The following is a 12,708-nucleotide window of genomic DNA, read 5'->3' on the forward strand; positions in this document are numbered from 1 at the left end:
GATGAAGACGGTCTGGCGCATCCTCCGCATTGTCCTTTACACGCTGCTGATCGTGGTTGCGGGGGCGATCGGCGCACTGGTCGTGCTGACCGAGACCGAGCGCGGCCGCGACAATCTCGCCGGCATCATCTCGCGCCTGGCTTCGAGCGACGACCGCAAGATCACTGTCAGCGGCATCGACGGCATCTGGTCCGGGGCTCTCAGCGTCGACCATGTGGTGCTGGAGGACCGCGAGGGCGCCTGGCTGGTGGCGCGCAAGGTGGCTGTCGATTGGTCGCCGCTGGCGCTGCTGTCGAAAAATTTCAGCGCCGACCGCATCGCCGCCGAACGCATAGAACTCGCCCGGTTGCCTATGGCCAGCACGCAGCCAGCGCCGAGCGGCGGCACGACGACGCTGCCGGTTTCGCTCGACATCAAGCAGATCGACCTGCCCGAGATCGCGCTCGGCCAGGATCTGGCCGGCAGCGGCATCGCCGAACTCGCCGCCATGGGGATGCTCAAGGCCGACGCCGCGCCGCTGGCGGTCGAGACAACGATCAACGTCGCCCGCCGTGACGGAAAGCAAGGCAATGTCGATGCCAAAATCCACTTTGCGCCGGCAGACAACAGGCTCGACCTCGATCTCAAGGCCTCGGAGCCGGCAGGCGGCATCATCGCCAATCTGCTCAAATTGCCCGACGCGCCGCCGGTTGACATAATCGTCTCCGGCACGGGACCGCTCGCCAACTGGAACGGCATCGGCACGTTCTCAGTCGACGGCAGGATCGTCACTCAGCTGACAGGCCGACACCAGTCGACCGACAAGGGCAGCCATGTCGAAGCCGAGGGCGACGGGGACTTCGCTAGCTTCCTGCCGGAGAATTTGAAGCCGCTGTTTGCCGGCAAGACCAGCTTCGATGTCGCGGGCACCGCCACATCAGCCGGCGGCGTCAGTGTCGACCGTGCCAATATCGACAGCGATGCGGTGCATGGCACCGCCACCGGCATCATCGACCCTGCCGGCGCAAGCGATCTCTCGGTCGAACTCGCCGCCAAGGGCCCGCCGGTCGTCATCAGCGTCGGCAGCAAGGCGCAGCCGATCACGCTGGCGATCAACAACGCCACCGCCCGCGCGTTCGGGGACGGCAAGGCGCCGATCATCGACATCGGCGCCTCCTTCGTTTCTATCATTGCCGGCGGTACGCGACTGGACGATCTGGCGGCGCAGATCCATTCCGACGGTTTCGACATCCAGAACCGCTCCGGCCCGGTCGCCGTCAAGCTGGAGGCAGGTGGTCTCAAAACCGACGTGGCGACGCTGGCGCCCTTGGTCACCGGCAAGGTCGGTGTCGACCTGGCCGGATCGCTCAGCAAGGATGCCATTGCCATCGACCAGGGCACGCTGCGCTCCGACGCGGTCAACGCCTCACTGACAGCCACCGTGGCGCTTGCCGATCTGTCGATGCAGCTCAAGATGAACGCAGATGCGGTGGCGACGGCCTTGCCGCCGCAGATCGCCTCGGTGCTCGGCGCCCGGGTGAAATTCTCGGCCACCGCGACGCGCGATCCGCAGGGGTCCTTCGCTGCCAACTCGATCGAATTCACCTCCGGTACACTCAGCGCCGCCGGTACCGCCAGCATGCAAGGCACCGACATCCGGGCCGACATCAAGGGCAAACTGGGCGACGTTTCCGTGCTGTCGCCAACGGTCGGCGTGCCGGTTGCCGGCGCCGTCGATTTCGCGCTGTCGGCAAGCGGCGCCATGACGGCCCCGGACTTCACGGTCTCCGCCGACAGCGACAGCCTGACGGCCTCGGGCCGCACGGTGAAGAGCATCAAGCTGACGGCGAGCGGCAAGGCCGACATTGAGAACCCTGCCGCCAATGTCTCGCTGACCGGTTCCGTCAACGACCAGCCGCTCGACGTCAAGGCGGCACTGGTGACCAGCGAAGGCAAGCGGTCGATCAATGGCTTCCTGGTCTCGCTTGGTGACAACAAGGTCTCGGGCGACCTCGCGCTGGACGACAAATTCATGCCGCTCGGCACGCTGACGCTCGCGGCACCCGCCATCGACCAACTGGCCGCACTTGCCGGCCAGGCGGTGACGGGCGATATCGATGGCACCATCCGCTTTGCCAAGGAGGGCGACGCGCCTTCCGTCGCAATCGATGCGAAGAGCACGTCAATCGCACGTGGCGAGGTGACGGCCAAGACGATCACCGTCAATGCGCTGATCGCCAATTATCTCAAGGCGCCGGCGATCGCCGGTTCGATCAAGGCCGACAGCGTCACCTCCGGAACCACCGAAATCGGCGGCATCGCCGTCGATCTGAAGCGCGACGGCGACTGGACCAATTTTACCGGCGGCGCCACCATATCGGGCATTCCGGCAACCGCTGCCGGCCGGGTGAAGATCGCCGACGGCACGACAAGCGTCGAGATCGCCTCGGGCGAAGCCACGGTTCGCGGCATCAAGGCGGCAATCTCTCAAGCCTCTACGCTAAGCATTGCAAACGGCACGACCACCATCGAGAAATTGGCGCTCGATGTCGGTGGCGGTTCGGTGACGCTGTCGGGCACCGCCGGCCAGACACTCGACCTCGCGGCGCAATTTTCGGCGCTGCCGGCAGCACTGGCCAATGATTTTTCGCCCGGTCTCGATGCGGCGGGGACGCTCGGCGGCACGGCGCAGGTGAGCGGATCGCCGGCAGCTCCTGACGTCCGTTTCAACGCGCAGCTGGCTGGCGTCGAAACCAGCCAGACTCGCCAGGCCGGGCTCGGGCCGCTCGCTGTCGATGCCGCCGGCAGCTACACGACGGCCGGCGGTGTTTTGCTCCACCATGCGACGCTGACCGGCGACAAGATTTCCGGCCAGGCGACCGGCACCCTCAATCCGAACGGCGCCAGCGATTTTGCTATCGACCTCAATTCGACCAGTCCGAGCCTGCCGCTGACGCTGGGCAGCGCTGAAAGCCCGATCAAGCTCGAGCTGCAGGCGCTTTCGGTGAAGGCAGCGGGGCAGGGCGCGCAGCCCCGGCTCGACATTTCGGCGAGGGTGCCTTCGGTTGCTACGAAGTTGGCGAAGGTAGAAGGCATCGCGGTCGCCCTGCATTCCGATGCCTTTGACTTGAAGACCCGCACAGGGCCGATCTCCGGCACGGTATCGGCGGAAAAGATCGGTCTCGACAATGCGACCATTGCGCCGCTCATCGCCGGCAAGGTCACGGCCAAGGTTGTCGGCAGGCTGGCTGCGGATGCAGTCACCATCGACAGCGGCTCGGTGACGAGCGATGCGCTGAACAGTGGCTTCACCGGTCGGGTATCGCTGGCCGACGGCGCCATCGACCTCAATTTGAAAGCCGATGCCGCCTCGACGGCGCTGCCGGTGGCGGTGCGCGGCATGCTTGCCGAACGCGCTGAACTGAGCGCTGCGCTGAAGCGTGATGCGTCGGGCAATGTCAATGTCGATGGATTGCAACTGGCCTCGGGCGCGCTGACTGCGCAAGGGCATGCCAGCCTTGCCGACAACAAGCTCGCCGCCGACATCAAGGGTGCGCTGAGCGATGTTTCGCTGCTGTCGAAAGACGCCAAGGGCGCCATCGCCTTCGCGTTGAATGCTCAGGGGCCGGCCGCCGCGCCGGATCTGTCGCTGACGGTCGACAGCGACAGGCTGCTGGTGGCGTCGCGCGAGATAACCGGCCTGAAGCTGACCGCCACAGCCAAGGCCGATGCCGCCAACCCGGCGGCGAATGTGCAACTGACCGGCAATGTCGCGGGCCAGGCGCTGCAAGGCAGTGCGGTTCTGGCGACGGCTGACGGCAAGAGCGCAATCAATGGCCTGCTGCTGTCGCTCGGCAAGAACAGGATTTCCGGCGATCTGGCGCTGGATGACAAGTTCGTGCCGGTCGGCACGATTGCGCTCGACCTGCCCGATATCGGCCCGCTGGCGGCACTGGCGCTGGAGAAGGCAGAAGGCGACGTGCGCGGAACGATTGCTTTCTCGAAGAATGGCGGCGCACCGCAGGTCGCGATCAAGGCGGCGACCGCGTCGATCAGGCGGGGCGACCTTCAGGCGAAAGCTGTCTCTATCGATGCGCTGGTCGCCAACTATCTGGCCGTACCCGTGATCTCCGGAAAAATCCGCGCCGACACCGTCACGTCAGGGGGCACCGTGATCAGCGGCATCGATGTCGACTTGAAGCGCGACGGTGACTGGACCGGCTTTTCCGGCGGCGCAACCGCCAAGGGCATTCCGGCGCGGGCCGCTGGCCGCGTGAAAGTGGCCAACGGCACGACGACCATCGAGCTTGCGTCCGGCCAGGCAACTGTCCAAGGCATCAAGACCGCCATCGCCCAGGCCTCGACCGTCAGCATTGCCAATGGCACGACGACGCTGGACCGGCTGGTGCTCAACTTAGGCGGCGGCACCGCGACGGTGACTGGCAAGGTCGGCGCGACGCTCGACATCAATGCGACGCTGGCGCGGGTGCCGATGTCGCTCGCCAACAGTTTCTCGGCCGGTCTCGACGCAGCCGGTTCGATTTCGGGCACGGTCAAGGTGGCGGGTGCTCCGGCGAGCCCCGCCATTGCCTTCAACATCGACGCCGCAGGGGTGCAGACGTCGCAGACCCGCGGCGCTGGCGTTGGTACAGTGAGTGTTTCATCGTCCGGCACATTTGCGGCCAACAAGCTGACCTTCAACGCCAATGTCAGCGATGGCGCCGGCCTTGGCCTCAAGGGCGGCGGCACCGTGACCACGGCCGGCACGCCGGCGCTGGTGCTCGACTTCAATGGGGCCGTGCCGTTCGGCCTGCTCAGCCAGAAGCTCGCCGCGCAAGGCATGTCGCTGTCTGGAACCGCCAATGTGAATTTGCAGGTGCGCGGTGCGGCTTCATCGCCTGTCATCGGCGGTAGCGTCAGCACCTCCGGCGCGCGTCTTGTGGATGCGCGCTCGGGCCTCGCCGTCAACGATCTCGCCGCCGATATCTCGATTGCCGGCGGCATCGCCAGGATCAACCGGCTGACCGGGACGCTGTCGACGCGCGGCAATCTGTCGGCCAGCGGCACGGTCGGCATCAACCCGGCGCAGGGTTTCCCTGCCGACCTGTCGATCAAGCTGGTCGACGGCCGCTATACGGACGGACGGGTCGTGACCGCCAATCTCGGCGGCGACCTGACGATCAAGGGACCGCTGACGTCAGCTCCGGTGATTGCCGGCACCATCAATCTCGCCAAGACGGTGATCACGGTTCCGGACAAATTGCCGGGCTCGCTGGCGGCGCTCGACGTCAAGCACAAAAACGCGCCTGGTGCTGTACGGGCGCAGGACAAGGCGCTGCGGCCGCCGACGACCAGCGGCAAGGGCGGCGGCACTGGCCTCACCCTCGATGTCACGGTCAATGCGCCGAACCAGATCTTCATCCAGGGCAGGGGCGTCGATGCCGAATTCGGCGGCTCGCTCAGGCTGACCGGCCCGGCCTCGTCGCCGCAAGCGATCGGCACCTTCACCTTGCAGCGCGGCCGGCTGTCGATCCTCGGCAAGCGGCTGACCTTCACCGAAGGCACGGTTGGCTTCTCCGGCTCGCTGGTACCCTATCTCAACCTGGCGGCGACAACGACGACGAGCAGCGCCACCGTCACCATTCTGGTGTCGGGCGAGGCGACAAATCCGAAATTCATCTTCTCCTCGGTGCCGGCGCTGCCCGAGGACGAGGTGCTGGCGCAATTGATCTTCGGCCGCTCGATGTCAAACCTGTCGCCGCTGCAGATCGCCCAGCTCGCCGAAGCGGCAGGGCAACTGGCCGGGGTTGGCGGCTCGACGTCGCTGCTGGAAAACCTGCGTAGCGCCATCGGCGTCGACGATCTGGACGTCACGACGGACGAGCAGGGCGGCACGGCGGTTTCGGCCGGCAAATACCTCAACGACCGCACCTATGTGACGATCCAGAAGGGTGACAAGCCAGGCTCGGGCAAGGCGACGGTCGATCTCAATGTCGGGCGCGGGGTCAAGCTGCGCGGCGAGGCCAACGACGCCGGTGAAGCCAAGGGCGGCATCTTTTACGAGAGGGAATACTGATACTTCGTCGGAGCTTTTGGCCTTAGGTCGGTTCAAGGCCGGCGCTGTCCGGGCCCGCGTAAATGTCTCAGTTTAATCGACTATCGAGATTCCAGAGGAATCCGTCACGCAGTAGCAATTTTGCGCCAAGACTGTCGTTATCACGCGAACCGCTTCTTTGCCAAAGTTGCACATTCCCTAACATGTTCCCAATCCATGCCGTCTTTGACATCATGGCCCGGATGCGGAATGTTAAAAGGCGGAAAGCCAACAATGGGAGTTAAGTCATGACGATTTATAAAAGTAATGGCGATCGCGTTCCGGATCACATCCTGGCCATGGCCGAAGACGCCAAGGCAGGCAAGGTGGATCGCCGCGAATTCCTGGCCATGGCCAGCGTCTTCGGTGCGTCGACGGCAATGGCTTACGGCTTGCTCGGCCTCGCCGACCCGACTCCGGCGAAGGCCGAAGAGGTAAAAGGCAAGAAGGGCGGCACGCTCAAGATCGCCCAGTGGATCAAGGATCCCAAGGACCCGCGCAAGGCCGACTGGTCGGAAATCGCCAATGCCGAGCGCCAGGCGCTCGAGCCGCTGGTCAAGTACACATCCGAATACACGTTCCGCCCCTATCTGCTGGAGAGCTGGGACGTCAACGACGACGCCACGCAGTACACGCTGCATGTGCGCAAGGGCGTCACCTGGTCGAATGGCGACCCCTTCACTGCCGCCGACGTCGTCTTCAATCTGAAGCGTTGGGCCGACAAGAAAGCCGAAGGCAATTCGATGCCCGGCCGTCTCGGCTCGCTGGTCAAGGATGACAAGCTCGACGAGAGCGCCGTCACCATGCCTGACGACCACACGGTCGTACTCAAGCTCGGCAAGCCTGACATCGCGCTCATTCCCAACATGTGCGACTATCCCGGCCTGATCGTCCACAAGAGCTTCGACGAGAAGGGCGGCGACTTCAAGGCCTGCCCGATCGGCACCGGTCCGTTCGAACTCGTCTCCTACGATGTCGGCCAGAAAGTGGTCTACAAGCGCCGCACCGACGACAAGTGGTGGGACGGTGAAGTGTTCCTCGATGGCCTGGAATTCATCGACTACGGCACCGATCCGGCCGCCATGGTCAGCGCTTTCGAAGCTGGCGAGGTGCACACCAATTTCGAGACCTCGGCCGACTATGTGTCGATTCTCGACGGCATGGATCTGGTCAAGTCGGAAATCGTTACGGCATCGACCATCGTCTGCCGCTCCAACGTCAACAACAAGCCCTATGGCGAACAGAAGGTGCGCAACGCGCTGCAGCTTGCGGTCGACAACAATGTCGTCCTGCAGCTCGGCTACGGCAATGCCGGCTCGGTGGCCGAAAACCACCATGTGTGCTCAATCCATCCGGAATATTACGAGCTGCCCAAGGTGGCCCGCGATCCGGCCAAGGCAAAGGCGCTGATGGCGGAAGCCGGCCAGGCGGACTTCGAACACGAGCTGATCACCGTCGACGAGGACTGGCACAAGAACACCGGCGATGCGATCGCCGCCCAGTTGCGCGAAGCTGGCATCAAGGTGAAGCGCACCGTTCTGCCGGGCTCGACGTTCTGGAACGACTGGACGAAGTATCCGCTGTCGATGACCAACTGGAACATGCGCCCGCTCGGCGTCCAGGTCCTGGCCATTGCCTATCGCACCGGCGAGGCCTGGAATGAGACGGCGTGGTCGAATCCCGACTGGGATGCCAAGCTCAATGCGGCGCTCGCCGTTGCCGACGCCGCCAAACGCAAGGAAATGATGAAGGATATCGAGCAGATCCTGCAGGATTCAGGCATCATCATCCAGCCGTACTGGCGCAAGCTGTACAGCCACTCGGTCAAGGCGGTGCAGAACTACAAGATGCACCCGACCTTCGAGCGCGACTACGGCAAGGTCTGGCTCGAACAGGCTTGATTGCGCCGACAAGGGGAAGGGGCGTCGCCCCTTTCCCTCGCTCTTTGCATCGTCTGCCCCTGAGGGTGCGCGCTTCTCAAAAAAGTTGCGGGACTCCAGGCCAAGGTCATGCAACAAAAACAAGGTTGATCGCATCCGAAGGCCTGTTTGACAGCCAGCCCCGCCGGTCACGGCAGGGTTGGCTTTCATAGCCGGCTCAAACCCCAACCCATCGGCAGGGGCAGCCATGCTTTCTTTCGTTATCAGGCGTCTTGGCACCATGGCATTGACGATGCTGTGCCTGACCATGGTTGTCTTCTTCCTGATCAACCTCGAACCCAATCTGAAGAAGCTGGCGATCAGCCAGACCGAAATGCATACGTCGGCCGAGCAGCTTGAGAATTGGCTGGTCAATCATGGCTACCGGCAGAACTTCTTCGTCCGTTATGGCCAGTGGCTCGGCGTCGTGCCCAAGCAACCGGTGACCGACCCTGCGACCGGAAAGCCGGCGCAGCGGTTCTCCTTCTGCAACGATCCGGTCGTGCCGACCTTCGCCGGCGTCCTCGAAGGCGATTTCGGCTGCTCGACCAAGTTCAAGGCATCGGTCGCCTCGAAATTGTTTCCGGCGCTCGGCGCCACCGGTATCCTGATGTTCTGGGTGCTGGCGGTGATGGTGCCGATCTCGCTGCTGATCGGCATTCTGGCCGGCATGCGTGAGGGCTCGCGAACCGACCGCGTGCTTTCGGTCGCCTCGATCGCTTCGACGGCGACGCCTGAATATGTATCGGGCGTCATCTTTACCGTCATCTTCGCCTCGTGGCTTGGCTTGCTGAATGGCTCGGCCGCGTCGGCGAGCCAGGGCATCACCTTCTACAATTTCACGTTGCCGGTGATGACGCTGGCGATCTACGGCATCGGCTACATCGCCCGCATGACGCGCGCTTCGATGGTCGAGGTGATGACGCAGCAATATATCCGCACCGCCCGATTGAAGGGTCTCTCCTTCGGCAGCGTGGTGATCAAACACGCGTTGCGCAACGCGCTGATCGCGCCCTTCACAGTCATCATGCTGCAGTTTCCCTGGCTGCTCACAGGCGTCGTCATCGTCGAGGTGATGTTCCGCTACCAGGGCTTCGGCTATACGCTGGTCGAGGCAGCCGGCAACAACGATATCGACCTGTTGCTCGGCTGCTCGCTGGTTTCGGTGTTCATCGTCTTGATCACGCAGCTCATTTCCGATGTCGGCTACGCGTTTCTCAATCCGCGTATCAGAGTTCAGTAGGGAGCGAAGCGGATGCCGGTACAATATATCAGTGGCTTCACCGTCGTTCTCGAAGTGCTGTCGCGCTTCTGGCCGGTCTGGATCGCGCTCGTCATCGTCATGGGCGCGAGCTACGCCTACAAGAAGAAGCTGGCGCTCTACGGCCAGTTGTTCGATAGCGGCGTCGGCGTCGTCGGCGTCGGCATCTGCCTGTTCTGGCTGTTCACGGCGATCTTCGCCGCAACGATCTCACCGTTCGATCCGCTGGCCCAGGTCCCCATCATGAAGGATGTGCTACCGGGCGCCATCGAACCGCAATCGGGACTTTCCTATCTGTTCGGCGGCGACAAGCTGGCGCGCGACGTGTTCTCGCGCATGGTCTTTGGCAGCCAGATCGTGCTGATCATCGCGCCTGCCGCAACCGGCTTCGCGCTGATGGTCGGCATCACGCTCGGCCTCCCGGCCGGCTATTACGGCGGCAAGATCGACACGGTGCTGTCGTTCCTGGCCAATTTGGTGCTCGCCTTCCCGGTCATCCTGCTGTTCTACCTGCTGGTGACGCCGGGCATCATGGATACGCCGATCCCCTATGCGATGGCCGGCGTGTTCTTCCTTTTTCCGATCATCTTCTTCAGCGTGCTGTTCTGGACGCGCTACAAGAACCGGCCCGACCGGCTCTACATCCTGCTCGGCATCACCTTGATCGTCGGCGGCTGGATCTATCTCGGCCTTGTGTTCGACAAGGACCCGCTGCGGATCGTGCACATCGATCCCAACCAGCTCAACATCTTCGTGGCGGTGGTGTTCGCCTCCAGCCCCGGCGTGTTCCGCATCGTGCGCGGCCTGGTGATGGACATCAAGACACGCGACTATGTGGCAGCGGCGCAGACACGCGGTGAGTCGCCCTGGTACATCATGCTTTGGGAGATCCTGCCCAATGCGCGCGGGCCGCTGATCGTTGATGCCTGCCTACGTATCGGCTACACCACCATCCTACTCGGCACGCTCGGCTATTTCGGCCTTGGCCTGGCGCCGGAAAGCCCGGACTGGGGCACCGCGATCAAGGACGCCAGCCGGCTGCTGCGTTCCTTCGTCCACCCGGCGCTGCCGCCGACGATCGCGCTGATGTCGTTCGTGCTGGGCTTGAACCTGCTCGCTGACTCGCTGCGCGAACAATCGATGAAAGACTGATCTGCGGGTCTCGACCCGATGCGCCTGAAAGAACCAAGAACCAGGCCCGAAAGAACCAGGATTGGAGCGACCCATGAATGAGGCAGTTCGAAATCCCGCCAAGCCGGCCAATGGGCCGATCATCGAGATCGAGAACCTGTCGATCTCCTTCTTCACCCGCAAGGGCGAGATACCGGCGGTCATGGATTTTTCCTGCACCGTCATGCCGGGCGAGGCGATGGGCATCGTCGGTGAATCCGGCTGCGGCAAGTCGACCGTGTCGCTCGGCATCATGCGCGACCTCTCCAACATCGGGAAGATCGTCGGCGGCAAGATCAAGTTCCAGGGCAAGGACATGGGCGAGCTGTCCGACGAGGAGCTGCGCACCATCCGCGGCAACAAGATCGCTATGATCTATCAGGAGCCGATGGCGAGCCTCAACCCGGCGATGAAGGTCGGGCAGCAGTTGATGGAAGTGCCGCTGATCCACGACAAGGTGTCGAAGGAAGAGGCGTATAAGCGCGCGCTTGAAATGGTGCGCTCGGTCAAGCTGCCCGATCCCGAGCGCATGATGCGCTCCTATCCGCACCAGCTCTCCGGCGGCCAGCAGCAGCGCATCGTCATTGCCATGGCGCTGCTGTCGAAGCCGGCGCTGCTGTTGCTCGACGAGCCGACGACAGCGCTCGACGTGACTGTGGAAGCGGGCATCGTCGACCTGGTCAAGGGGCTTGGCGAGAAGTTCGGCACGTCGATGATCTTCGTCTCGCACAATCTTGGCCTGATATTGGAAACCTGCGACCGCATCACGGTGATGTATTCGGGCGAAGCGGTTGAGACCGGCAAGATCAAGGACGTGTTCGACCGGATGCGCCATCCCTACACGCAAGGGCTGTTCCGCTCGATTCCGCTGCCCGGCGCCGACAAGAACTCACGGCCGCTGATTTCGATTCCCGGGCAATTGCCGCTGCCGCACGAGCGGCCCAAGGGCTGCAATTTCGGCCCGCGCTGCCACCATTTCGTCGAGGGCGTCTGCAACGCCGCCGAAATCCCGATGATCGAGGTCGCGGGTCACGAAGGCCATTTTTCGCGCTGCGTGCGCTTCAACGAGATCGACTGGGACGCGCTGCCGCCGGGCGCCAAGAAGGTCAAGGAGCGCGTCGTGCCCGGCGCGCCGGTGCTCAAGATCGAGGATCTGAGAAAATACTACAAGGTCGGCGGCAGCGAGGTGTTCGGCTCGAGCGAGGGCCGCGTCGTCAAGGCCAACGAGACGATCTCATTCATGGCGCGCGAATCCGAGACCGTTGCCATCGTCGGCGAATCCGGCTGCGGAAAGTCGACGTTGGCCAAGGTGCTGCTCGGGCTGGAGACGGCAAGTGCCGGTACGGTGACGCTGGGCAACAAGGAAATCCAGTCGACCGGCATCGAGAGCCGTAGCGTCGAGACTGTATCGTCGATCCAGATGGTGTTCCAGAACCCGTTCGACACGCTCAATCCCAGCCATTCTGTTGGCTCGCAGATCATCCGGACCCTGGAGAAGTTCAATGTCGGCAAGACGGTTGCCGACCGGCGCAAGCGCATGCTGGAACTGCTCGACCTAGTGAAGCTGCCGCGGGCCTTCGAGACCCGCAAGCCGCGCCAGCTATCCGGCGGCCAGAAGCAGCGCATCGGCGTGGCGCGGGCCTTTGCCGGCGACGCCAAGGTTGTGGTGGCCGACGAGCCGGTCTCGGCACTGGACGTGTCCGTGCAGGCAGCGGTGACCGAGCTTTTGATGGACATCCAGCGTAAGAACAAGACGACGATGCTGTTCATCAGCCACGATCTGTCCGTCGTTCGCTACATCGCCGACCGCGTCGTCGTGATGTATCTCGGCTATATCGTCGAGCAAGGCACGACCGACCAGATCTTCGCGCCACCCTATCACCCCTATACCGAGGCACTGCTGTCGGCGATCCCGATCGCCGACACCAGTGTGGTCAAGCGCCACATCGTGCTGGAAGGCGATATCCCGTCGGCGATGAACCCGCCGTCGGGCTGTCCGTTCCAGACGCGCTGCGGCTACAAGAAGCTGGTGCCGGATAATCTGTGCGAGACCAAGGTGCCGCCGGTCAAGCATCTCGGCGACGGCCATATGAGCCTGTGCTGGCTCTCCGACGACGTGCTGGCCAAGATGGAGCCGGTGATCAAGTTCGACAAGGAACATGCCGCGCATGAGGGCGTGCCCGAGGACTCGCCGCATGGCGATGGCCCCGGATTTGCCGGCCCGCCGCCGAAGCGTCCGCGCGGCAAGAAGCCGAAGCCGAGCTGATCAAGGCGCTGCCGCTGCT

Annotated in this window: 5 protein-coding genes; all 5 read left to right on the forward strand. The window is 63.5% G+C overall.

Features of this window, described 5'->3' with window-relative positions:
• The first annotated feature begins 1 nt into the window (after position 1).
• The 5 genes from NKJ01_RS16585 (at position 2) to NKJ01_RS16605 (ending at position 12,689) form a co-directional block, all read left to right on the forward strand.
• A complete protein-coding gene (locus NKJ01_RS16585) occupies positions 2-6,055 on the forward strand; it encodes a translocation/assembly module TamB domain-containing protein (protein WP_352729455.1) in 6,054 nt (2,017 codons plus the stop codon).
• A 266-nt stretch (positions 6,056-6,321) separates the two neighbouring features.
• A complete protein-coding gene (locus NKJ01_RS16590; protein ID WP_023756930.1) occupies positions 6,322-7,974 on the forward strand; it encodes an ABC transporter substrate-binding protein in 1,653 nt (550 codons plus the stop codon).
• Between the two features lie 226 nt (positions 7,975-8,200).
• Entirely contained in the window at positions 8,201-9,235 is a 1,035-nt protein-coding gene (locus tag NKJ01_RS16595; RefSeq protein ID WP_023756931.1) for an ABC transporter permease, read from the forward strand.
• A 12-nt stretch (positions 9,236-9,247) separates the two neighbouring features.
• Complete coding sequence (locus NKJ01_RS16600) at positions 9,248-10,405, forward strand: ABC transporter permease (RefSeq protein ID WP_023756932.1); 1,158 nt, start codon at positions 9,248-9,250, stop codon at positions 10,403-10,405.
• A 73-nt stretch (positions 10,406-10,478) separates the two neighbouring features.
• Complete coding sequence (locus NKJ01_RS16605) at positions 10,479-12,689, forward strand: dipeptide ABC transporter ATP-binding protein (RefSeq protein ID WP_031259506.1); 2,211 nt, start codon at positions 10,479-10,481, stop codon at positions 12,687-12,689.
• Positions 12,690-12,708 lie beyond the last annotated feature (19 nt).

Source organism: Mesorhizobium sp. M0276 (assembly GCF_040321755.1).
Lineage (GTDB): Bacteria > Pseudomonadota > Alphaproteobacteria > Rhizobiales > Rhizobiaceae > Mesorhizobium.

What these genes read in the sequence shown, in the direction of transcription:
- NKJ01_RS16585 (WP_352729455.1), top strand. Translation starts at nt 2, where the DNA reads ATGAAGACGGTCTGGCGCATCCTCCGCATTGTCCTTTACACGCTGCTG.
- NKJ01_RS16590 (WP_023756930.1), top strand. Translation starts at nt 6,322, where the DNA reads ATGACGATTTATAAAAGTAATGGCGATCGCGTTCCGGATCACATCCTG.
- NKJ01_RS16595 (WP_023756931.1), top strand. Translation starts at nt 8,201, where the DNA reads ATGCTTTCTTTCGTTATCAGGCGTCTTGGCACCATGGCATTGACGATG.
- NKJ01_RS16600 (WP_023756932.1), top strand. Translation starts at nt 9,248, where the DNA reads ATGCCGGTACAATATATCAGTGGCTTCACCGTCGTTCTCGAAGTGCTG.
- NKJ01_RS16605 (WP_031259506.1), top strand. Translation starts at nt 10,479, where the DNA reads ATGAATGAGGCAGTTCGAAATCCCGCCAAGCCGGCCAATGGGCCGATC.